The 21516-nt window shown below is 36.9% G+C and carries 22 protein-coding genes; 6 read left to right on the forward strand and 16 right to left on the reverse strand.

What is annotated here, in order from left to right; genetic code table 11:
* The first annotated feature begins 53 nt into the window (after nucleotides 1-53).
* From W908_RS06715 to W908_RS06725, 3 genes are read left to right on the forward strand one after another with little or no spacing between them, the layout of a single operon-like run.
* Nucleotides 54-1004, forward strand: coding sequence for a calcium/sodium antiporter (locus W908_RS06715; protein WP_053820466.1), 951 nt, complete (start codon nucleotides 54-56; stop codon nucleotides 1002-1004).
* A complete protein-coding gene (gene tsaE, locus W908_RS06720) occupies nucleotides 995-1453 on the forward strand; it encodes a tRNA (adenosine(37)-N6)-threonylcarbamoyltransferase complex ATPase subunit type 1 TsaE (protein ID WP_020024235.1) in 459 nt (152 codons plus the stop codon). The genes W908_RS06715 and tsaE overlap by 10 nt, the downstream gene beginning before the upstream one ends.
* Complete coding sequence (locus W908_RS06725; RefSeq protein ID WP_053820467.1) at nucleotides 1438-2559, forward strand: N-acetylmuramoyl-L-alanine amidase family protein; 1122 nt, start codon at nucleotides 1438-1440, stop codon at nucleotides 2557-2559. Before tsaE ends, W908_RS06725 begins: the two co-directional genes overlap by 16 nt.
* 4 nt (nucleotides 2560-2563) lie before the next feature.
* On the opposite strand, the gene dsrK is transcribed toward W908_RS06725, so the two are convergent.
* Genes dsrK through W908_RS06745 form a run of 4 tightly spaced genes read right to left on the reverse strand, consistent with a single transcriptional unit; the run spans nucleotide 2564 to nucleotide 6716 of the window.
* The gene (dsrK, locus tag W908_RS06730; protein ID WP_053820468.1) at nucleotides 2564-4102 is read right to left on the reverse strand and encodes a sulfate reduction electron transfer complex DsrMKJOP subunit DsrK; all 1539 of its coding nucleotides are present in this window, start codon (nucleotides 4100-4102) and stop codon (nucleotides 2564-2566) included.
* 5 nt (nucleotides 4103-4107) lie between these two features.
* The gene (locus W908_RS06735) at nucleotides 4108-4878 is read right to left on the reverse strand and encodes a respiratory nitrate reductase subunit gamma (protein WP_053820469.1); all 771 of its coding nucleotides are present in this window, start codon (nucleotides 4876-4878) and stop codon (nucleotides 4108-4110) included.
* Between the two features lie 58 nt (nucleotides 4879-4936).
* A complete protein-coding gene (locus W908_RS06740) occupies nucleotides 4937-5260 on the reverse strand; it encodes a TusE/DsrC/DsvC family sulfur relay protein (RefSeq protein ID WP_053820470.1) in 324 nt (107 codons plus the stop codon).
* Nucleotides 5261-5276: 16 nt separating this feature from the next.
* Nucleotides 5277-6716, reverse strand: a complete 1440-nt coding sequence (locus W908_RS06745; RefSeq protein ID WP_053820471.1) for a glutamate synthase subunit beta — start codon at nucleotides 6714-6716, stop codon at nucleotides 5277-5279.
* Between the two features lie 163 nt (nucleotides 6717-6879).
* On the opposite strand from W908_RS06745, the gene rplS reads away from it, so the two are divergent.
* Together rplS and xerD are read left to right on the forward strand one after the other, a co-directional pair.
* A complete protein-coding gene (gene rplS / locus W908_RS06750; protein ID WP_020024242.1) occupies nucleotides 6880-7230 on the forward strand; it encodes a 50S ribosomal protein L19 in 351 nt (116 codons plus the stop codon).
* Between the two features lie 79 nt (nucleotides 7231-7309).
* A complete protein-coding gene (gene xerD / locus W908_RS06755; protein WP_053820472.1) occupies nucleotides 7310-8191 on the forward strand; it encodes a site-specific tyrosine recombinase XerD in 882 nt (293 codons plus the stop codon).
* An 8-nt stretch (nucleotides 8192-8199) separates the two neighbouring features.
* Here the strand turns inward: xerD and W908_RS06760 are convergent, their stop codons facing one another.
* The 6 genes from W908_RS06760 to carA form a co-directional block, all read right to left on the reverse strand.
* Nucleotides 8200-8913: a GNAT family N-acetyltransferase gene (locus W908_RS06760; protein WP_053820473.1), complete on the reverse strand. Its 714-nt coding sequence runs from the start codon at nucleotides 8911-8913 to the stop codon at nucleotides 8200-8202.
* A 121-nt stretch (nucleotides 8914-9034) separates the two neighbouring features.
* Nucleotides 9035-9478, reverse strand: a complete 444-nt coding sequence (locus W908_RS06765) for a GNAT family N-acetyltransferase (RefSeq protein ID WP_053820474.1) — start codon at nucleotides 9476-9478, stop codon at nucleotides 9035-9037.
* 6 nt (nucleotides 9479-9484) lie between these two features.
* The gene (locus W908_RS06770) at nucleotides 9485-10609 is read right to left on the reverse strand and encodes an aminotransferase class V-fold PLP-dependent enzyme (protein WP_053820475.1); all 1125 of its coding nucleotides are present in this window, start codon (nucleotides 10607-10609) and stop codon (nucleotides 9485-9487) included.
* A 96-nt stretch (nucleotides 10610-10705) separates the two neighbouring features.
* Nucleotides 10706-11182, reverse strand: coding sequence for a transcription elongation factor GreA (gene greA / locus W908_RS06775; RefSeq protein ID WP_053820476.1), 477 nt, complete (start codon nucleotides 11180-11182; stop codon nucleotides 10706-10708).
* Between the two features lie 4 nt (nucleotides 11183-11186).
* Entirely contained in the window at nucleotides 11187-14396 is a 3210-nt protein-coding gene (carB, locus tag W908_RS06780; RefSeq protein ID WP_053820477.1) for a carbamoyl-phosphate synthase large subunit, read from the reverse strand.
* A gap of 31 nt (nucleotides 14397-14427) precedes the next feature.
* Nucleotides 14428-15549 (reverse strand): glutamine-hydrolyzing carbamoyl-phosphate synthase small subunit, encoded by a 1122-nt coding sequence (gene carA / locus W908_RS06785; protein ID WP_053820478.1) that lies wholly within the window; start codon nucleotides 15547-15549, stop codon nucleotides 14428-14430.
* 122 nt (nucleotides 15550-15671) lie between these two features.
* On the opposite strand from carA, the gene thiS reads away from it, so the two are divergent.
* Complete coding sequence (gene thiS, locus W908_RS06790; RefSeq protein ID WP_020024250.1) at nucleotides 15672-15872, forward strand: sulfur carrier protein ThiS; 201 nt, start codon at nucleotides 15672-15674, stop codon at nucleotides 15870-15872.
* Nucleotides 15873-15889: 17 nt separating this feature from the next.
* Here the strand turns inward: thiS and prmA are convergent, their stop codons facing one another.
* From prmA to W908_RS06820, 6 genes are read right to left on the reverse strand one after another with little or no spacing between them, the layout of a single operon-like run.
* A complete protein-coding gene (gene prmA / locus W908_RS06795) occupies nucleotides 15890-16774 on the reverse strand; it encodes a 50S ribosomal protein L11 methyltransferase (protein WP_053820479.1) in 885 nt (294 codons plus the stop codon).
* Nucleotides 16775-16806: 32 nt separating this feature from the next.
* On the reverse strand, nucleotides 16807-19407 hold the full coding sequence (gene alaS / locus W908_RS06800) for an alanine--tRNA ligase (RefSeq protein ID WP_053820799.1): 2601 nt from the start codon (nucleotides 19405-19407) through the stop codon (nucleotides 16807-16809).
* A gap of 49 nt (nucleotides 19408-19456) precedes the next feature.
* Nucleotides 19457-19771, reverse strand: coding sequence for a type II toxin-antitoxin system PemK/MazF family toxin (locus tag W908_RS06805; protein WP_053820480.1), 315 nt, complete (start codon nucleotides 19769-19771; stop codon nucleotides 19457-19459).
* Nucleotides 19771-19977, reverse strand: a complete 207-nt coding sequence (locus tag W908_RS06810; protein ID WP_053820481.1) for an AbrB/MazE/SpoVT family DNA-binding domain-containing protein — start codon at nucleotides 19975-19977, stop codon at nucleotides 19771-19773. Before W908_RS06810 ends, W908_RS06805 begins: the two co-directional genes overlap by 1 nt.
* Nucleotides 19978-20018: 41 nt before the next feature.
* The gene (locus W908_RS06815; RefSeq protein ID WP_053820482.1) at nucleotides 20019-20633 is read right to left on the reverse strand and encodes an L-threonylcarbamoyladenylate synthase; all 615 of its coding nucleotides are present in this window, start codon (nucleotides 20631-20633) and stop codon (nucleotides 20019-20021) included.
* Nucleotides 20633-21457 (reverse strand): PHP domain-containing protein, encoded by an 825-nt coding sequence (locus tag W908_RS06820; protein ID WP_053820483.1) that lies wholly within the window; start codon nucleotides 21455-21457, stop codon nucleotides 20633-20635. The genes W908_RS06815 and W908_RS06820 overlap by 1 nt, the downstream gene beginning before the upstream one ends.
* Nucleotides 21458-21516 lie beyond the last annotated feature (59 nt).

Consider the following 21516-nt stretch of genomic DNA (forward strand, 5'->3'; position numbering starts at 1 on the left):
AAATCAAACTTCGATGACTCTATAATAAACGTTAAATTATTTTTAACATTACTATGCTTATCTCAGTCCTATCTCTTTTAATTGGTTTCACCTTACTTGTTTGGAGTGCTGATGCATTTACAGATAATGGCGCTAAAATAGCCAGAATATTTAACATTTCACCACTAATTATTGGCTTATTGATCTTTGGTTTTGGTACATCAGCACCAGAGATGTTAGTCTCTGGACTTGCTGCTTATGATGGTCATCCTGAATTAAGTATTGGAAATGCATTTGGCTCAAACATTTTTAATATTGGCTTAGTACTTGCAGTTGCTGCAATTATCCATCCAGTAATTGTAGAAAAAAATGTCTTAAAAAAAGAATGGCTCTTTCTATTTTTATCCACTTTAGTTATTGGGTTCCTACTAATAGATGGCTTTTTAAGTTTTATCGATGGCTCCATTCTACTAACACTACTTCTCCTATTCTTATATTATGTTTTTAACGAGTCAAAAAAAGATAACAACCTTGAAAATGAAGTCTCTGAAGACACAAACAAGGACCAATCCAAAGGGAAAACTTGGCTTCTCCTAATCATATCCTTAGTAATATTAGTATCCAGCGCCAGGCTTGTTGTTTGGGGCGGTACAAATCTTGCATTAGCTTTTGGAGTAAGCGACTTAATTATTGGATTAACAGTGGTTGCATTGGGAACAAGCTTGCCAGAACTAGCAGTTGCCATTAGCAGTGCTTTAAAAAAACAACATCAAATGATTATTGGCAATATTATTGGCTCCAATTTATGGCTCCAATTTATTTATTCATTAGGTGTTTTAGCCATTCCAGGCTTAATCCTTCCTTTTCAGATTCCTTCAGAAGTAATGAGTAGAGACTATATTTATATGCTTATCTTTACTTTGTTGATTCTTATTTTCTCTTTAAAGTTAAGAATAAGCCGGTTTGGAGGTTTAATTTTACTGACGATTCTGGCCAGTTATCTATACCAATTAGTTTGGATTTAATATTAAAAAATCTCGATGATACAAAAGCACTTGGTGAAAAACTTGCAGAGTGTTGCTCAAATCTTGAATATCCTTGTGTCATATATTTGATTGGTGATCTTGGTGTTGGAAAAACGACTTTAGCTCAAAACTTTATTAAGTACTTTGGGTTCATCAAAGTAAAAAGCCCAACTTACACCCTTGTTGAGAGTTATCAAAATGAAAATGTTGATATTCATCACTTTGATTGCTATCGATTGACAGACCCAGAGGAATTAGAATATATCGGAATACGTGAATATCTCAAGCCTAGATGCCTTCAGCTTATTGAATGGCCAGAGCTAGGAAAGGGTGCACTAGCAAAATCAGATATTTCAATTGAATTAAGTGGCAATGGAGATATAAGAAATGCCAAAATAACATTTCAAACTGATTTAGGTCAATCTATAAAAGAATGCGCTATTGGATAAGTTTATTTTTTATTGTTTATTCTGCTTTCTCGCTTGCAGATGATAAAACGACTCTTTATGATTTTAGATACTGGTCTGCTCCAGACCATACTCGAATCGTTATTGATAAAGAAGAGGATACACTTTTTAATATCAAAAGTTTTGATGATTACCTCATTATAAGCTTTGATGATGCTGAGGTTTTATCTGAAACTTTTTCAAATCTTTTCTTTAAAGACTCTCGTATAAAAAAAGTTAGAATCAAACGCGATAAAGAAACTATTAAATTAATTGTTCATATTAATAATAAATTTAGCACTAAGCACTTCACTTTAAAGCCAAATGCAAAATACAAGTACCATCGATTGGTAGTAGATGTTATCGATTCAGAGCTCAAAATAACAAAAAAAATTACAAAGCCTGAAGTAGTTACGCCTATACAAAATCAAAAAATTATCCTTGTCGATGCGGGTCATGGTGGTGAAGATTCGGGCGCAATTGGAAAAAACCGATCTAAAGAGAAAGATGTCAACCTGGCTATTGCTAAAAAATTAGTGGCAATCATTAATAAAAATAAGAATTTGAAGGCAGTATTAACTAGAAGTGGTGATTATTATGTTCCACTAACAAAAAGAATTACAATCGCTCAAAAAGAAAAAGCAACAATGTTTATTTCTATTCATGCGGATGCTGTCGAAAGTCCTGTTGCGAAAGGTGCCTCTGTTTATATATTAAGTGAGAAAGGGAATAATAGTAAATTGGCAAAACAGTTGGAAACATCTCAAAACGTAGTTGATCAATTTGGAGGAGTCGAATCAGTTATTGATAGTGACCAGTTTCTCAAAAATATTTTGAAAGATTTTTCAAGAAAGGATCGTGACATGCAATCATTTAATCTTGCAAACGAGATAATAAAACAACTTGAAAAAATTGGACCAATTCATAAAAAAGTTCCTCAGAAAGCTAACTTTGTTGTACTCAAGTCTCCCTCAATTCCCTCGGTATTAGTCGAAACTGCCTTTATATCGAATCCAACTCAGGAAAAGAGACTCACCAACAGCAAGCAACAAACTAAAATTGCACAGTCAATCTATCAAGGCATTTTGAAATATTACAGTACCTTATAGAAATCTATGCTTCAGTATCTGAGCTTTTATTTAACACAATAGCCTCACTAACGAGCTGATGAACACTCACAATCATGTATGGGTCAAAATCATAATTAGGGAGAACTTTAGAAAACTGTGATTTACAGATAGCGCAAATCGCAGCCAGGGTGTTTACTCCTTTTTCTTGCTCAGTCTGCTTTAGAGCATGCATTCTTGGCTTGGCCCCCTTTATCCTCAAATCCATAAGGTCATCTGTTAAAAGCCCCCCGCCGCCGCCACAACAAAAAGTGGAGGATTTGATAGTATTCTTTGGCATCTCTACAAAATTATTGCAGGCCGCCTTAATGACTTCTCTGGGCAAGATAAATTGCCCATTTTTAATATCCCCCATATTGCTACCTCGAGCAACATTACAGGAGTCATGAAAGGTAACTATTCGATGATCATTTCTAGATTTCTCAAAGGATAGTTTGTTTTTTTGAATTAAGTCATATGTAAATTCAATCATATGTTGTGGCTGCGGGTAATTACTATCAAGTTGCTTTTGAAGTCTTGATGAATATTCCCCCCCCCCCCCCTCACCAATACCTGTAAGGGTATTCCAAAAACTATAAGCAACACGCCAGGCATGTCCACACTCTCCAACTATAACTCGCTTTATATTTAAATCAATAGCAGCTTTACGAATCCTTAAAGCACCTTGCCTCATTACGTCATAATTTCCTATAAACATACCAAAGTTTGCCGCCTCAGAAGCGTAAGAGCTTAATGTCCAACTCACGCCACTCTCGTGAAACACTTTGGCATAGCCAATAAGTCCATCAATGTGAGGTTCAGCAAAAAAATCCGCTGAAGGAGTTACCATTAAAACTTCAGAGTCTTTAATATCTAAGGGAAGTTTAACATTCACTCCAGTCTCATCTTTGATCTCATCTTCAAGGTCTTCAAGTGTATCTCTCAATGCAGGCTCAGGCATTCCTAAATTGTTTCCAATTTTATTAATCTTTCCTAAAATTTGATTAGGGTATTTTTGACCAACTCCAATGACATTCATCACTTCACGAGCAGCCATAGAAATTTCAGCTGTATCTATTCCTAAGGGACAGTAAACAGCACATCTTCGGCACTGTGAACATTGATGAAAATAGTTGTACCAATCATCAAGCATATTTTCATCAAAATCTTTAGCGCCAACTAATTTTGGAAAATACTTGCCTGCAAAAGTAAAGTGTCTTCTGTAAACGCTTCGAAAAAGATCTTGCCTTGCAACAGGCATATTTTTTGGATCTGCAGTCCCTAGATAATAATGACATTTGTCTGTGCAAGCTCCACACTTTACACAGGCGTCTAAGAAAACTTGGACTGAACGGTATTTAGACTTGGTTTCAGCGATTTTATCAATAGCTACTTGTTGCCAGTTATCCACTTTTTCTCCAGGAAAACCTAGGCTCTGTTGAATATCCTTACTCGCCTTAAATGGCCCATTACCCACCATTGCATCTTTCTTAATTGCTGGCACTTCAATGTATGTGGGAAGCTTTATTTGATTATCGTTAGTCAAAATTATTATGTCTTATCATTATTATTTTCGATATCTATTTTTGAACTTTGTTCCTTTTTTAATGCCCAATCAGATATATGTCTTTTTTTACGTGCATTATCCACTTGATTGAATGTAGGTGAAAAAAATATTCCTGGACCATGAAGGAGTTTAGAAATAGGGAAAATTGCAATGAGGCAAAAGACAGGGAATATATGGGCCATAAAAATCATTTCTTTTGGGAGTTCAGACCAATTAAAAGTAATCAAACCACTTGCAAAATTAGTTACTAATAACATATTTGGATGATTATTACCAAAAGTCATTAACATTCCAGTAGCAGTGATAAAGATCAAAACCAAAAGCATGAGATAGTCGGAAGGAGAAGAAATATATCTGACCCTATCAACAAATAATCTTCGACTTAATAATCCAATCAAGCCAAAAAATAGCAGGTAGGACGAATATTTAAAGACCTCAGTTTTATAGAGCACCAGAGGGACCTCTCCTGGCCAAAAGTAAGGTAAATGACGAAAAAAAAGAAGGACGAGTGCAAAATGAAAACTCCATCCAAAAAGCCAAGTCCACTTGTTTGATTTATAAAGACTTGAAAATAAAAAAATCTCTTTCAAATACCTTAAGATGACTCCAGATTTATTTAATGAGGCTGGTGCGATAGGTATCTTAAGAGGAGCTGGAGTATTCCAATACTGCACTAATTTATAAGAAACACCTACTACAAAGATGAGTGCAGAGAAATAAAAAAAGAACGTAAAAAGAATACTTATCAACGACATATGACTTTACCTCTTATTAAATTGGAGGTCATTTCTTCTTAAAGCCGCCAAGCTTTCCTCAAACGCAGCCAGTTGGTTTTGGTAAGCCAGCGAATCGACAGCCTTGCTTTGCAGGACCATATGGAAAAAGTGAATATAGATAACGTGAATTACCTTTATCATTTCCAAGTTTTTTTGCAATAGCTTTTGTAAGAACTCTAACAGCCGGGGCAAATTCATACTCCTTATAATAATCTTGAAGGAAATTAATGACCTCCCAGTGCTCTGGTGAGAGCTCTATACCATCCTCTTCAGACATAGCATTTGCTATCTCACGCGTCCAGTCAGTTTCATTAAGCAAGTAACCCTCTTCATCTACTTCAGCACCCAATATTTCAGCCATATCTACGATCGAACCTTTACGAATTTAAAAGAAAACTATTGACACTATTTGCTACGCCGCGACCTTCATTAATTGCCCATACAACGAGTGATTGACCTCTTCGACAATCTCCAGCAGAAAAAACGCCTTTTCTTGAAGTATTGAACTCACCATGCTTAGATTGGTAGTTGCCTCTCTCGTCTAGCTCAATATTAGCATCGTCACTCAGATAGTGCTCTGGGGATAGGAATCCCATGGATAAAAGCACCAACTCAGCATCCCAGGTTTTCTCAGTACCATCGATTTCAGTTAATTTTCCATCTACAAAATCAACGTTAATTGTTTTGATTCCCTTAACATCACCATTACTATCTTTTAAAAATGCTTTTGTTAAAAGCTGGTATCGCCTTGGATCATTCCCAAATACTTTATTAGACTCCTCATGACCATAATCCACACGGAAAATCACTGGCCATTCTGGCCATGGATTTGTATCTGAACGATGCTCTGGGGGCTGACTCATTAACTCAAAATTTATAATCGATTTAGCGCCTTGTCTGAGTGACGTGCCAATACAATCTGTTCCAGTATCACCGCCACCAATCACAATAACATTTTTTCCTTTTGCTGAAAGTTGGCTTTCATCAGCAATGCCATTGTCAAGAAGACTTTTAGTATTTGAAGTTAGGTAATCCATTGCTGGATAAATCCCTTTGGCATTTCTGTTTTCAGCTGGAAGATCTCTTGCCTTTGTGGCTCCAGTTGTAAAAACGACCGCATCAAAATTATTTTGCAGCTCATCTGTTGAGATATCTTTACCAACATCAGTGTTAGTCATAAACTCAACACCCTCTTGCATTAATAAATCAACACGTCGATCAACAACATCCTTACCCAATTTCATATTTGGGATACCGTACATCAAAAGACCACCAATACGATCACTTCGTTCATAGACCATAACAGAATGCCCCATTTGATTAAGCTCATCAGCGGCTGCGAGACCAGCAGGTCCAGAACCAACCACAGCAACTTTTTTATCTGTTCTTAATTCAATAAGTTTAGGTTTAATCCAGCCTTCCTCAAAACCTTTGTCAACAATAGCTAACTCAATATTTTTAATTGTAACAGCTGGGTTATTAAGGCCTAGTACACATGAACCCTCGCATGGAGCTGGACACACTCTCCCAGTAAACTCAGGGAAGTTATTAGTTTTTTCAAGACGCTCTAAAGCCTCTTGCCATTCATTGTTGTAAACGAGATCATTCCACTCGGGTATTAAATTATCTATTGGGCAGCCAGTTGAGGACTGACAAAAAGGGACGCCGCAATCCATACACCTTGAGCCTTGCTCTTGGAGTTGATCTAAGTTGTGAGTGCCAGAAAAAATCTCATCATAATCATTGATGCGGATATCCACTTCACGGTATGACTCAACCTGCCTGTCTAACTCTAAAAAACCTGTTGCTTTTCCCATTGATTACTTTTATTTTTATTCAATGAGATTATCTCATATTATGGTTAAAACATTTAAAAAATAAAATCAATAAGATCTATTTAAAAGCTCATTGCTTCTTGTGTAAGAAAGAAAAAATATGTATAATTACCGCTTTTTTCAGAAACCCCAAATAGGTGCAATCGTGAATTTAATTGATCAAATTGAAAGTGAGCAACTTAGATCTGATATCCCTGAGTTTTTTCCAGGTGATACAGTTGTTGTTCAGGTAAAGGTTCGTGAAGGGACTCGCGAAAGATTACAGGCCTTTGAGGGCGTTGTCATCGCAAAGAAAAATAGAGGGTTAAATTCTGCATTTACTGTACGAAAAATTTCACATGGTGAAGGCGTAGAGAGAGTTTTTCAAACACACTCATCAATGATTGATAGTGTTTCAGTCAAGCGAAGTGGTAAAGTTCGTCAAGCAAAACTATATTATTTACGTGGACTTACAGGTAAGGCTGCTAGAATTAAAGAGAAACTCAAAAAGAAATAATTCATTGAATAGATAAATGCCAGTTTTTACTGGCATTTTTTTTGTCCAATCTTTAAATTCTTAAGTAGAATGATTGTTAATGAACAATAATCTCATTGATCAATTTATCGATTATTACTGGCTAACTAGTGGTGCTAGTAAAAATACATTGAGCGCTTATCGCTCTGATCTTAACATTTTTAATAAATGGCTTAATCAAAAACCATTCACCAGTGTTGATAAAAAATTAGTGCATGACTATTTCTCTTATAGGAAAAAATCAAATCTTAGTGCTGCGTCTCGGTCTCGAATTCTAACCTGCCTTCACTCATTTTTTCAGTACTTGTTAAACAATCAAAAAATGTCTAATGATCCAACTGAACAAATGGATTATCCTAAGTTGGAAAAAAAACTACCTATTTTTTTAAACATACAAGAAGTTGAAAAATTAATAGAGGCCCCTAATACAAATTCTATATATGGCCAAAGGGATCGTGCAATGCTTGAACTTCTTTATTCTTGTGGATTAAGAGTTTCAGAGTTAATCAGCTTAAGTTATCATAATTTAAATCTCAAAGAGGAGTTTGTCCGTGTCCATGGAAAAGGAAACAAAGAAAGAATGCTGCCATTAGGAGAGATGGCTATTGATTTTCTTAACCAGTATGAAAGAAATTCAAGAACATTACTTTTGAAAAATGGTCAATGTGATAGCTATTTTTTATCTAATCGGGGTAGCGCGATGTCAAGACAAAATTTCTTTTATATCATCAAAAGCTACGCTGCAACTGCAGGCATCACTAAACCAATATCACCGCACTCTTTAAGACATGCATTTGCAACTCACCTTGTTCAGAAGGGGGCTGATTTACGTTCAGTTCAATTAATGCTCGGTCATAGCGACATTTCAAGCACTCAACTTTACACTCACATTCAGAATGCGCAACTAAAAATGCAGCATCAAAAGCACCATCCTAGAGGGTAGACCACCATTTAGGATAGATCTAAGTTGTCCAGCTTATAGAGTAATGGCTTTGTTAGCGACCTTAAAGATAAATTTGGTTTGCCATTCTCATCAAAATTGCTTTCAGATAAAAATTTAGTAAAACATTTTTCAATACTGTTCCACTCTTTATCAATCATTGCGAACCATGCCGTATCTCTATTCCTCCCTTTGACAATAGCCATCTGCCTGAAGACTCCTTCATATGAGAAACCAAATCTTTGAGCCGCGGCACGAGATCTTAAATTAAGTGCATTACACTTCCATTCATAACGCCTATAACCATTTTCAAATGCCCACTTCATCATTAAGTACATTGCTTCTGTAGCTTCTGTCGTTTTTTGTAACAGCGGAGAGTAATTAATATGTCCAACTTCAATTGACCCAGCATCCTGATTAACTCTCAAATAGCTCGCAACACCTATTGCTTTTTTTAGTTTTTTGCTTACGATAGCAAAAAATACTGGGTCACTACCTTCTTCAAAAGATTCTATCCAGCTTGCATATTCTAATTCACTTTTAAAGGGCCCATACGGCAGATAAGTCCAATTACCCCCCTCAATATCTATTGAGTTGGATAGAAAAAGCTCCTCTGCAAATTGATTGGCAACTAATGGTTTCAAGGTCACCATATTCCCTTCAATTGTTATACCTTTGGGATGAGATGGCTCTGAATAATGATCAATTATTTCACCAAGTTTCATAAATAATCTCTAGGTTTTTATAAAAATAATTGTAAATAAGATTAGTTATTGTCAAAGATTAAATATGGACCCAAAAAGAATACAATTGATGTGCCAACAGGTTAATCTAATAATTGAAAACTTATTGGGTATGCATCTGATAAGTAACAAAATCAATTGTTTCGGAAATTTGATCATACACAGCTCTTGCTCTTTGATTATCGCTGGCAGTTATCCATCTCACATAGGGCCAGCCATTCTTTTGAGCTTGTAACTTTAAGTCTTTAAATAACAATTGAACTGCCCCAGAGCCTCTAAAATCAGGACGAACAAACAGGTCATCCAAGAACCCAACAAATATGCCTCTTAAGGGCGATGGCATTTCTCTAAAATGCATAAAGCCAATCAATTCTCCTTGTTCTGACTTAACACCTATCGCATAAAATTTAATATCAGGGTTAAAGATCCAATCCCAAACTTCATCAAGAATATCACTATTCATTGGCATTTTATAAAAGTTAGCATAACCATGATATAGTTTGCTCCAATACTCTTTATCAGTTCTGATTAAAGACTCAACGTTCATAAGTATTTATAAATTGTTAAAAGCATCTTCGAGCTTTTGAACTGCGGCATCGACATTTTTTAACTTATCAAGTCCAAACAGCCCTAAACGAAAAGTTTGATAATCTTCGCCTTCATCGCACTGAAGCGGAACACCTGCAGCAATTTGAATTCCCATATCTTTGAATTTTGAACCATTATGAATTGCTTGGTCTTTGGTGTAACTAACTACGACCCCAGGGGCATGAAACCCCTCTGCCGCAACACTAATAAAGTGATGTTTATTGAGTAACTCCCTTACCCTATCACCTAGCTCTTGTTGCTTGTCTCGAGCCCTATCAAATCCAAACTCAGCTGTTTCATTTATAGTATCTCGGAAGTGTTTAATGGCATCTGTAGGCATAGTTGCATGATAAGCATGACCCCCATTTTCATAAGTCTGCATAATTTGAAGCCACTTTAGAAGGTCACAAGAAAAACTTGTACTCTGGGTATTGTGTATCTTCTTAGAAGCATTCTTAGAAAGCATTACCATTCCAAATGCCGGGGATGCGCTCCACCCCTTTTGAGGTGCACTAACTAGAACATCAACCCCACATTTTTCCATATCAATCCAAATAGCGCCAGACGCAATACAGTCAAGGACAAACATACCGCCAATTGAATGGACCGCGTCTGAAACTGATTTAATGTAATCATTAGGCAAAATAATTCCAGCTGAAGTTTCAACATGTGGTGCAAAGACCATTGCTGGTTTTTCTGTTTTAATTTTTTCAATGACGAGGTCAACATCTAATGGAGAAAATGGCTCTTGAGGCCCATCAATCTCTCGAGATGCTTTTAAAACAGTTAATTTAGAGGGTATATTTCCCATCTCAAGAATTTGAGACCAGCGATAACTGAACCATCCATTTCGAAGCACAAGGCAATTTTTGTCAGTAGCAAATTGACGCGCTACAGCCTCCATGCCATAAGTTCCACCACCAGGAACTAGGACTACTGACTCAGCGTTGTATACTTTTTTGAGAGAGGATGACACATCATTCATCGCCTTCTGAAAAGAGTTGGACATGTGATTAAGTGATCTATCAGTGTAAACCACTGAGTATTCTAAGAGTCCATCTGGATCAATGTTAGGAAGTAAGCCAGGCATTATAAAATTCCCTAAATTTAAAAAATTACAATTCTACACAGAATTGAAAAATTAAAATAAAAAAAATTAAAAAGCTAGCTTCTAATCAAAGCAGGACTAGATGTACTGGACCTCAAGAATTTCATAAAGAATATCGCCCTTGGGGGCTTTTACGGTTACTTCATCACCCTCCTCATTGCCCATCAAGGCTCTTGCAATTGGAGAATGACATGAAATTTTACCCTGCTCGATATCTGCTTCATCCTCACCCACAATTTGATAGCTAGTTTCTGTATCATCAGAGAGATTCAAAAGGTTGACTGTTGTTCCAAAAACACAGCGACCATCTTGGTTAAGTTGCCTAACATCAATAATTTGTAAGCGAGATAACTTTGATTCAATCTCCTGAATTCTACCTTCAACAAAGCCTTGCTCTTCTTTTGCAGCATGATATTCAGCATTTTCTTTAAGATCCCCATGCTCTCTCGCTGTTGCAATATCACTAACTATTCTAGGGCGCTCCTCATCCTTAAGTCTAAGTAACTCAAACTCTAGAGACTTTGCTCCGTTAATTGTTATTGGTATAGCTTCCATATTATTACTGGTGAATAGATTGTAAAGATCTTACAACCAATTTATCTTGAGTCATCAATCCATCAAGCATTGCAAAGGCTGCGGCAACTGTTGTTGTACACGGAATCTTATGAATTAATGCTTGACAACGAATCACAGTCGCATCTTCAAGACCTTGTGAATCATCAGTTGAATTAATAATCAAGCTAATCTCTTCATTTTTGATCGCATCTACAATATGCGGCGAACCTTCAGACACTTTGTTAACCATTGTACATTCAAGGCCAGCTTGTTTGAGTATTTCTTGGTTTGTTCGAGTTGCAACTATCTCAAAGCCATGGTCGATCAGTCTGTTTCCTAGCTCAACGAGCCTACCTCTATCTAGAGTTCTTAAACTGACAAGCACCTTTCCACTCGTTGGAACTACATCACCCGCAGCGAGGAATGCTTTATCAAAAGCTGCAGGGAAATCCTTGCCAACACCCATCACTTCTCCAGTTGATCTCATCTCAGGTCCTAAAAATGGATCGACTCCTAAGAACTTATTAAATGGAAAAACAGACTCTTTAACTGAATAGTGCTTTGGAATAATTTCAGAGGTAAAGTTTTGTTCTTTAAGTGATGTTCCCGCCATAACTCTTGCGGCAATATTTGCTAAAGGAACTCCTGTTGCTTTGGAAACAAAAGGGACTGTTCTTGAAGCCCTTGGGTTTACCTCAATCACATAAATTTCCTCATCTTGATAGGCAAGCTGTGTATTCATTAACCCAATAACTTTTAGTTCTTTGGCCATCATTTTGACTTGTCGACGCATTTCATCAAGAACAATTGTAGGCAAAGAGTGAGGTGGAAGTGAGCATGCAGAATCACCTGAATGAATTCCAGCCTGTTCGATATGCTCCATAATTCCGCCAATAACAATATCCTTGCCATCACTAATGACATCTATGTCAACCTCAATCGCATGATCTAAAAAGGAATCTAATAGGACAGGTGAATCATTTGAGACCTTTACAGCTGTCTTCATGTACCTTTCAAGACTTTCGTTATCATAGACAATTTCCATCGCACGGCCACCTAAAACATATGAGGGTCTGACCACCAAAGGAAAGCCAATTGAATTTGCAATTTCTACCGCTTCATCTTGTGATCTTGCTGTATCGTTAACTGGTTGCTTTAATTTAAGTTTTTGTATCATTTTTTGGAAGCGTTCTCTATCCTCAGCAAGGTCTATAGAGTCTGGACTTGTACCAATAATGTTGGCACCACTTTTCTCAAGAGCTTCTGCAAGTTTAAGAGGTGTCTGCCCCCCGTAATGAACAATAATGCCCTCTGGCTTTTCAATTTCAATAACCGCTAGAACATCTTCGAGTGTGAGCGGCTCAAAATAAAGCCTATCTGAGACATCATAATCAGTAGAAACAGTTTCTGGATTACAGTTAACCATGATGGTCTCATATCCATCTTTTTGAAGCGCTAAAGATGCGTGAACGCAGCAGTAATCAAACTCAATCCCTTGCCCGATTCTATTTGGCCCACCCCCCAAGATCATAATTTTTTTATTATTGGTTGGGCTTGCTTCGCATTCAGATTGATAGGTAGAATATAAATAAGCAGTCTGCGTATCAAATTCAGCAGCGCAGCTATCAACCCTTTTAAATACCGGCTTAATATTGAATGATAGTCTTTTATTTCTAAATTCTGCTTCTGAGCATTTTAGGATTTCTGAGAGCCTCTTATCTGAAAAACCCTTCTGCTTAAGTTCACGAATTGTTTCAGACTTTATGCTTTTTATATCTTGTCCTTGAATTGAATTTTCTGAAAGGACAAGGTCTTCAACTTGCGCTAGGAACCAAGGATCAATTTTAGAAAGGTCGAATGCATTTCGTACACTCATACCCATCCTAAAGGCGTCAGCTAAATAAAATATTCTCTCAGCACCTGCAGAAAGAAGCTCACTTCTTATTTTTGATTTTGAATCATCGATTGAAATATCTATAATTGGATCCAGACCAGATTTATCAGTTTCAAGACCTCTGAGTGCCTTTTGGAGTGACTCTTGGAATGTAGAACCCATTGCCATTACTTCACCAACAGATTTCATTTGAGTGGTTAGCCGATCATCAGCCTGTGGAAATTTCTCAAATGCGAACCTTGGAATTTTTGTCACAACATAGTCAATAGATGGCTCAAATGACGCAGGTGTCTTTCCACCTGTAATGTCATTATCTAATTCATCAAGCGTATAACCAACTGCCAACTTGGCAGCTACTTTCGCAATTGGAAAGCCAGTCGCTTTAGATGCTAAAGCAGATGATCGAGAAACTCTTGGGTTCATTTCAATGATGGTTAGTCTGCCATTATCAGGATTAACAGCAAACTGAACATTTGAACCACCTGTGTCGACACCAATTTCTCTTAGAACCATCAAAGAAGCATTTCGCATGACTTGGTACTCTTTGTCAGTAAGGGTTTGTGCAGGGGCTACCGTTATTGAGTCTCCTGTATGAACCCCCATTGGATCAAAATTTTCAATAGAACAAATAATGATGCAGTTATCTTTATTATCTCTAACGACCTCCATTTCAAATTCTTTCCAGCCCAAAATAGACTCTTCAATTAATAACTCATTAGTTGGAGATAAATCAAGACCTCGCAGACATATTTCTACAAATTGCTCCTTATTGTAAGCAATTCCACCACCAGAGCCACCCATTGTAAATGAGGGGCGAATTATTGTTGGAAAGCCAACCTGCTCCTGGACTTTTAGTGCATCTTCAAGTGTGTGAGCTATCGCAGCTTTAGGCATATCGAGCCCAATTTTAAGCATGGCTTGGCGAAATAGTTCTCTATCCTCAGCTTTATCAATTGCCTCCTTGTTTGCGCCAATCATCTCAACCTTATGTTTTTCTAAAACGCCGTGTCGATCAAGATCAAGGGCACAGTTAAGTGCAGTTTGGCCACCCATGGTTGGAAGAAGAGCATCTGGTTTTTCTTTTTCAATAATTTTTTCTACAGTTTTCCACTCAATAGGCTCAATATAGGTTGCATCTGCCATTTTTGGATCTGTCATGATAGTTGCAGGATTTGAATTAACCAATATCACCCTGAAGCCCTCTTCTCTTAAAGCTTTGCATGCTTGTGCACCAGAGTAATCAAATTCGCATGCTTGGCCAATGACAATCGGTCCAGCACCAATAATTAAAATACTTTTAATGTCTTGTCTTTTAGGCATTTCTAATAAGAATAATAAGTAGTATTCAATTTCATGTTGACATCAGTCCTATAAATTCATCAAATAAGTAACTGACATCGTGAGGTCCAGGTGATGCTTCAGGATGCCCTTGAAAACTATAGGCAGGCTTATCTTTGATTCTGATGCCCTGAATACTCTTATCAAAAAGAGACCTGTGGCTAATTTCAACATTATCAGGCATATTCTGATCAGAGACTGCAAAACCATGATTTTGAGATGTAATCATAACTCTATGAGAATTAAGGTCTTGCACTGGATGATTTGCACCATGGTGTCCAAACTTCATTTTTTCTGTTTTTGCACCGCAGGCTAATGATAGAAGCTGATGTCCCAAACAGATACCAAACATTGGTATTCCTTTATCTAATAATTTTTTGATATTATTGATAGCGTAATCACATGGCTCAGGATCTCCAGGACCATTAGAGAGAAAAACACCATCAGGATTATTTTCGAGCACCTTTTCTAGAGGCGTTTGAGCGTTGTAAACGGTTAGCTCACAGCCCCGATCAACAAGCATTCTTAGAATATTTTTCTTGACTCCATAATCATAGACTGCCACTTTGAATTTGGACACACTCTTATTAAACGTGGCATTTTCGATATCAAATGAACCCTGATTAAAGCTGTAAGTTTTAGATGTTGAAACCACTCTAGCTAAGTCCATATTTTTGAGACCAGGAAATTCTTTAGCCTTTTGAACTGCTGCGTTTGAATCAATAGAATCATAAGCCATAATACATCCTTTAAGCGCTCCATTAATTCGTAAATGTCTAGTGACAGCCCTAGTATCTATATTAGCAATAGCAACAATATTATTAGTAGAAAGATAGTTATCAAGGCTCATTTCAGAGCGCCAATTACTATAAGCCAAAGGAAGATCTCTTATAATTAAACCAGAAGCATAAATATCTGAAGATTCTTGATCGACAATATTAATTCCAGTATTACCAATGTGAGGATAGGTCAGTGCTACGATTTGCTGACAGTAGGAAGGATCCGTGAGTATCTCTTGGTAGCCTGTCATTGCTGTATTAAAAACAACTTCACCAACAGTTTGGCCAATAGAACCAATTGATTTTCCCCAAAAAACTGTACCATCTTCGAGTGCTAATATGGCAGTTTGAGGCAAAACTGTACTCCTGTTGAGGGATCAAAAACTTGAGAAATTTTACCATGTGTTTGTAGAGAATTTATCTTGAATTTAAGAATCCAATGTTATAATCTACTTAGTATTTACAACTTGATGTTTCTGTGAAAATCTTTGTCAACGGTGAGGAAATTTCTCTCCCTCAAAATTCAAATATAGATGACCTTATTAATCAATTAGGCTTTCGAAATAAGCGAATTGCTGTTGAGATCAATGAATCAATTATCCCTAAATCAAAGCATTCTTCATTTTTTTTAGAGGCCAAAGACCGGATTGAGGTAATTGATGCAGTTGGCGGCGGCTAAAAAATATCATAAAATTCTTAAGAAAATTTTCTAGTTGCTGAAATTCTATACCACTCATCTTTATTGGCAAGCTTAATGCCAGTGAAGTTTTGAGAATAGCAACTGACTACTTCTTTAACCTGATCTTTTATAATTCCAGAAAGAAGGATGGTGCCATTTGATTTTAAAAACTCTGAAAAAAGAGGCTCTAATTCAATAATTGGATTTGCAAGTATATTTGCTATAAGTAAATCACACCGAGATGAATTATCTTGGTCCATTGAATGAATGGTATTAATGACATCATTGCAATGATTTTTATTGGCATTCTCATGACTTGCCATGACAGCCTGAGGGTCATTATCAATAGCTAAAACGCTTTTAGCTTTAAGCTTTGCAGCTGCTATCGCCAGAATTCCAGTTCCACAACCAAAATCAATGACGTCAAGGTTTACTGGTGGGTTTTCATCCAAGTATTCTAAACATAGACTTGTCGTTTGGTGCGTTCCAGTTCCAAAAGCTAGACCTGGATCCATCTCAATAACAATGGCTCCAGTTGATAGCTCCGGTTTTATATCCCATGAAGGGCATACCCACAGCTTTTTTCCAAACTGCATTGCAGGAAAGTCTTTTTGACACTCTTTCTCCCAAACCTTATCTTTAAGGCTGGAGGCATCAGAAATATTAATATCACAGATTTCTAAGATAGTCTTCTCTACATAATCCTTGCTCATTTCAGATGAAAACAAAGCTGTTACCGTAACTTTTTCCCATAAAGGCGTTGTTCCAACTGGAGGCTCATAGATATCATTACCTTGCGCATCTTTGAATGTAATCGATAGACTGCCAAGACCCACAAGCACTTCTGATATCAAATCTACTTCAGATTTTTGAACTTCAAAAGATATTTGTTGCCAGTCCATTAACTAAGTCCTAGCACTTTACTTTTTCTTTTTTATTCAATTAAATCCTTAACAGACTCTAGTGCTTGGGCAAGTTTTTCTACATCAGTTCCACCACCTTGCGCCATATCTGCCCTTCCACCACCTTTACCTCCGATTTGGGATGCAACATGATTTAGAATATTTCCCGCTTGGTATTTATCAGTGAGATTTTTTGTGACGGCTGAGACAAGAGAAACTTTGTTGTTCGATACAACAGCTAAAACGACTATCGCAGAAACCAGCTTGTCTTTCAATGTATCAGCTAATTCTCTCAAATCTTTTGAGGAGACGCCTGAGACTTCAGTCGCAAGAAGTTTGAGCCCATTAACATCAATAGCATTCGTTATTAAAGTATCACTTTGATCGCTAGCTAATTGCTTTTGAAAGGTAGCGACTTGTTTCTCAAGACTTTTTTGATTGTTGATGAGCTGTTTTACTTTGTCGATAACTGCAGTTGAATTTGATTTTGTAAGATGAGCAATCATATTTATATTTTCTTCATTATTTTTATCGAGTTGATAAGCTTCTAAACCTGTAACTGCCTCAATCCTTCTAATTCCAAAGGCTATTCCACTCTCAGAAGTGATTTTGAATCTACCAATATCACCTAATCTTTGAACGTGCGTTCCCCCGCATAGCTCAACTGAAAAGTCATCATCTCCCATTGATAGAACCCTGACCTCTTCTCCATATTTTTCACCGAAAAGGGCCATAGCCCCCATCTTTTTTGCGGTTTTAATATCTGTTAACTCAGTGTTGACTTCTGTATTACCTAGAATTTGCTCATTCACTATAGCCTCAACTTGATCTAGGTCTGGTTGTAAGATTGGCTCATCTTGAGAGAAATCAAATCTTAATTTATCTGATTCAACTAGGGATCCTTTTTGCTTGACCTGATCTCCCAAAACCTGCCTTAAAGCCTCATGAAGGAGATGGGTTGCAGAGTGGTTACGCATAATTTTTTTTCTTCTATCTGTGTCTATTGCAACATCTACCTTATCACCAAGCTTAATAGATCCAGAATCAAGAATTCCATAGTGCTCATATGCATTGGAGGCTTGTTTTTGAGTATCTGTCACATTGAATAGACAGTCTTTATTGGATAAAATACCATGATCACCGCACTGACCTCCAGATTCACCATAAAAACTACTTTTATCTAGAATTAAAATTGCTTTTTCGCCCTGATTTAATTCATTTGTAGATTGGGCTTCTTTAATGATCGCTTTAACAATAGCAGTATTTTCAAAGTGCTCATAACCTAAAAATTCAGTTGGATCTCCAATGGTTACATTAGATTTTTTGGACTCAAAATCGCCAGCATTTCTTGCACGATCTCTTTGTTGTGTCATTTGTGAATCAAAGCCAGCCATGTCAATCTTCAAGCCCCTCTCTCTTGCAACGTCAGCTGTAAGGTCAACTGGGAAGCCATACGTATCATAGAGCTTAAAGGCTATATCTCCACTAATCTCATCGCCAGAAATGGCTTCAATTGCATTTTCAAGAATTCCCATACCCGTATCAAGAGTCTGAATAAATCGCCCCTCTTCTTTTTGCAGTGCTTGCTCTACTAATTCTTTACTCGATAAAAGTTCAGGATATGCTTTTTGATTTTGATTTGATAAAACGGATACCAGTTTATAGAAGAAGGTTTCACTAATTCCTAACTTGTGCCCATGACGAATTGCTCTTCTAATAATTCGTCTAAGTACATAACCTCTTCCCTCATTAGAAGGCATTATGCCATCAACAATCATAAACGCTGTAGACCTTATATGATCTGCAATGACACGTACTGACGCATGGTTCTGCTTAATCTTTTCTTCTTTTGGAGTTAAGGCTACAACAGCGCTAGTCAACTCTTTAAAACTATCAATATCATAGTTATTATTTTCATGCTGAATAACAGCTGCCAATCTCTCAAGACCCATCCCAGTATCAACGCCAGTAGACTTTAGAGGCACCAAAGTACCATCTATTTGACGATCGAATTGCATAAAAACTAAATTCCATATCTCAATGAATCTATCTCCATCCTCTTCTGGAGTTCCTGGCGGCCCACCTTCAATATGGTCTCCATGATCATAAAAAACCTCACTGCATGGTCCGCAAGGTCCTGTATCACCCATTTGCCAAAAATTATCTTTTGCACCACATCTTGATATCCTATCAATAGGAAAGCCAATCTCATTAACCCATATATCTACAGCCTCATCATCGTCTTCAAACACACTTACCCAGAGCTTTTCTTTTGGAAGACCAAGCTCAACCGTTAAGAAATCCCAACAAAATCGAATTGCTTCGCTTTTAAAATAGTCGCCAAAACTAAAATTACCCAACATCTCAAAAAATGTATGGTGCCTAGCGGTATATCCTACATTATCTAAATCATTATGTTTTCCACCAGCTCTGACACACCTTTGACACGAAACCGCTCTGTCGAAAGGCTTTTTTGCAGCACCAGTAAAAAAATCTTTGAAAGGAACCATTCCAGCGTTTACAAAGAGCAAAGTGTTGTCATTATGGGGAACTAAAGAAGCACTCTGCTGAATTGAGTGTCCATTACTCTCAAAGTAAGTTAAAAATTTCTGACGAATTTCAGCAGTCTTCATTTTGAAATTGATTTGCATATAAATGAAACGATTATACTCACAGCGCTAGTTAGTAAGCAAAAAACTCTTGAAGGCAATCACATAGATTTACTTGAACCTCAGATTCAAGTTCGCCTAATTTTTTAATAAAGCAATGCTTCTCAACTGCCCTAATTTGGTCAGTCATTATGAAGCCCTTTGCACCCTCAAAATTACAAGAAACCCGACTAGGAATTTCTTCGTATGATGTTGTCATCGGAGCTACCAAAAGACTTGTTATATTGTTGAGTTCATCAGGAGTCACAATGGCGCATAGACCCAAATTATCAACAACGCGCCCATACTCAGGGTTTTTCATAACAAGCCAGACCTCAAAACGTTTCATTAGCTCTTACTCCATTCCCATTTTGCAGTTAGTTCATGTTCGCAATTGTTATCCCAACCTATTCTTACTTTTTTTTCAGGTGTTATTAGTAAACCGCTATCTAAAACCACAAAATCAAGCTCTTGGTCTTCAAGATTTGCAAGAGTGATGATTGGTTTAGGAATTCTGATACCTTGGGAGTTGCCAATTTTTATGATTTTTGCCATAATGTAATTATATTGTAATTACATTTTAAAAGCAAACAGTGTCAATTTACAAATTCGAGACTTCCTGCGCCCTCTCTTAAAATAATGACATCATTTTCTGAAATATCTATAACTGTCGTTGGCTGAGGTGGGCAGTGACCTGAATCAATAATAAGATCAATTGAATTATTGAGAACTGTCTTCACATCATTACCATGGTAAAACTCGTAACCCTTCATAATTAATGAAACACTCATCATTGGCTCCATCAAATCCTCCAATATTGATTGCACAATTGCATTACTTGAAACCCTCACACCAATTGTCTTTCTATTGCCATTCAGTAAACGATTAGGTATGTCTTTGGTTCCCTCAAGAATAAAGGTGTATGCACCTGGTAATATTTTTTTTAATAATCTAAATCCTGAGTTATTTAATTTTGCATACTCTCCAACATGGGACAAATCTTTAAGCATTAATGTAAAGTGATGGTGTCTTTTTAATTGTCTAATTTTTATAATTCTATCCATCGCATTCTTATTGCCTAATGCACATCCTAAAGCATAACCAGAGTCAGTTGGATAAGCTATTACCGCGCCACTTTTTAAAGTTTCAGTTACTTTAGAAATAAGTCTTGACTGTGGGTTTTCAGGATGAATATCAAGGAATAAGGCCATTACATGTGACTCCAAACGGCTCTTTTAGGATTTGGTAGCTCAATCAAATTTCCTATTTGGACTCTTTGATTCGGCCATCCATGGAAATCTGAGCCACATGATGCTAGCAAATCATGATCTTCAGCCCACTGATTTCCAAGAGCAATTTCCTCACTAGAACTATTTGCATTAACAACTTCAATACCATCTCCAGAAGCTTTTTTAAAGTCCCTAATCAATTTTTTTATTTTGGTGTGAGTCATTCGATAACGAAAAGGATGTGCAATAAATGCTTTGCCTCCAGCTGATTGTATCCAATTGATAACCTCATCAAAATCTTTCCACTCTACTCTTACACCTCCAGGCTTTTTTCCAGTGAGATATCGTCTGAAAACTGACTTCATATCTTTGCAATAACCTTCTTGAATTAACATCTGCGCAAAATGAGTTCTTGTAAGCATATGACCCCCACTTATCATTTGAGTTTTTTCTAATGCATCCTTAATTCCAGAACGCCACAAACTGAGAGCTATTTTTTCTGCTCTCATTTTTCTTAACTCTTTATTATGCTCCAGACCAGCTTGAAGTATATCATTATTAATATCAACTCCCAAACCAACTATATGGATAGCCATATTTTTCCAAAACGCAGATATTTCAACACCATTGATTAGATTCAAACCTACTTTTTCAGCTTCTAACTTAGCCTCAGCTATACCATCTGTTGTATCATGATCAGTCAATGAAAATAAATCACAGCCAGCCCTGCTAGCTAAACTCACTACCTCACTGGGAGATAGTAATCCATCTGAATAGTATGAATGGTTGTGGAGATCAGCTTTCATTATGCTTTTTATTATAAGCTAAAACTCAAATTAACTCTAAATTGCTAATTGTTTCTAAA

This window comes from Candidatus Pseudothioglobus singularis PS1 (genome assembly GCF_001281385.1).
GTDB lineage: Bacteria > Pseudomonadota > Gammaproteobacteria > PS1 > Pseudothioglobaceae > Pseudothioglobus > Pseudothioglobus singularis.

What these genes read in the sequence shown, in the direction of transcription:
- W908_RS06715 (WP_053820466.1), top strand. Translation starts at nt 54, where the DNA reads ATGCTTATCTCAGTCCTATCTCTTTTAATTGGTTTCACCTTACTTGTT.
- W908_RS06725 (WP_053820467.1), top strand. Translation starts at nt 1,438, where the DNA reads ATGCGCTATTGGATAAGTTTATTTTTTATTGTTTATTCTGCTTTCTCG.
- W908_RS06735 (WP_053820469.1), bottom strand. Translation starts at nt 4,878, where the DNA reads ATGTCGTTGATAAGTATTCTTTTTACGTTCTTTTTTTATTTCTCTGCA.
- W908_RS06740 (WP_053820470.1), bottom strand. Translation starts at nt 5,260, where the DNA reads ATGGCTGAAATATTGGGTGCTGAAGTAGATGAAGAGGGTTACTTGCTT.
- W908_RS06745 (WP_053820471.1), bottom strand. Translation starts at nt 6,716, where the DNA reads ATGGGAAAAGCAACAGGTTTTTTAGAGTTAGACAGGCAGGTTGAGTCA.
- xerD (WP_053820472.1), top strand. Translation starts at nt 7,310, where the DNA reads ATGAACAATAATCTCATTGATCAATTTATCGATTATTACTGGCTAACT.
- W908_RS06760 (WP_053820473.1), bottom strand. Translation starts at nt 8,913, where the DNA reads ATGAAACTTGGTGAAATAATTGATCATTATTCAGAGCCATCTCATCCC.
- W908_RS06765 (WP_053820474.1), bottom strand. Translation starts at nt 9,478, where the DNA reads ATGAACGTTGAGTCTTTAATCAGAACTGATAAAGAGTATTGGAGCAAA.
- W908_RS06770 (WP_053820475.1), bottom strand. Translation starts at nt 10,609, where the DNA reads ATGCCTGGCTTACTTCCTAACATTGATCCAGATGGACTCTTAGAATAC.
- greA (WP_053820476.1), bottom strand. Translation starts at nt 11,182, where the DNA reads ATGGAAGCTATACCAATAACAATTAACGGAGCAAAGTCTCTAGAGTTT.
- carB (WP_053820477.1), bottom strand. Translation starts at nt 14,396, where the DNA reads ATGCCTAAAAGACAAGACATTAAAAGTATTTTAATTATTGGTGCTGGA.
- prmA (WP_053820479.1), bottom strand. Translation starts at nt 16,774, where the DNA reads ATGGACTGGCAACAAATATCTTTTGAAGTTCAAAAATCTGAAGTAGAT.
- alaS (WP_053820799.1), bottom strand. Translation starts at nt 19,407, where the DNA reads ATGAAGACTGCTGAAATTCGTCAGAAATTTTTAACTTACTTTGAGAGT.
- W908_RS06805 (WP_053820480.1), bottom strand. Translation starts at nt 19,771, where the DNA reads ATGAAACGTTTTGAGGTCTGGCTTGTTATGAAAAACCCTGAGTATGGG.
- W908_RS06810 (WP_053820481.1), bottom strand. Translation starts at nt 19,977, where the DNA reads ATGGCAAAAATCATAAAAATTGGCAACTCCCAAGGTATCAGAATTCCT.
- W908_RS06815 (WP_053820482.1), bottom strand. Translation starts at nt 20,633, where the DNA reads ATGGCCTTATTCCTTGATATTCATCCTGAAAACCCACAGTCAAGACTT.
- W908_RS06820 (WP_053820483.1), bottom strand. Translation starts at nt 21,457, where the DNA reads ATGAAAGCTGATCTCCACAACCATTCATACTATTCAGATGGATTACTA.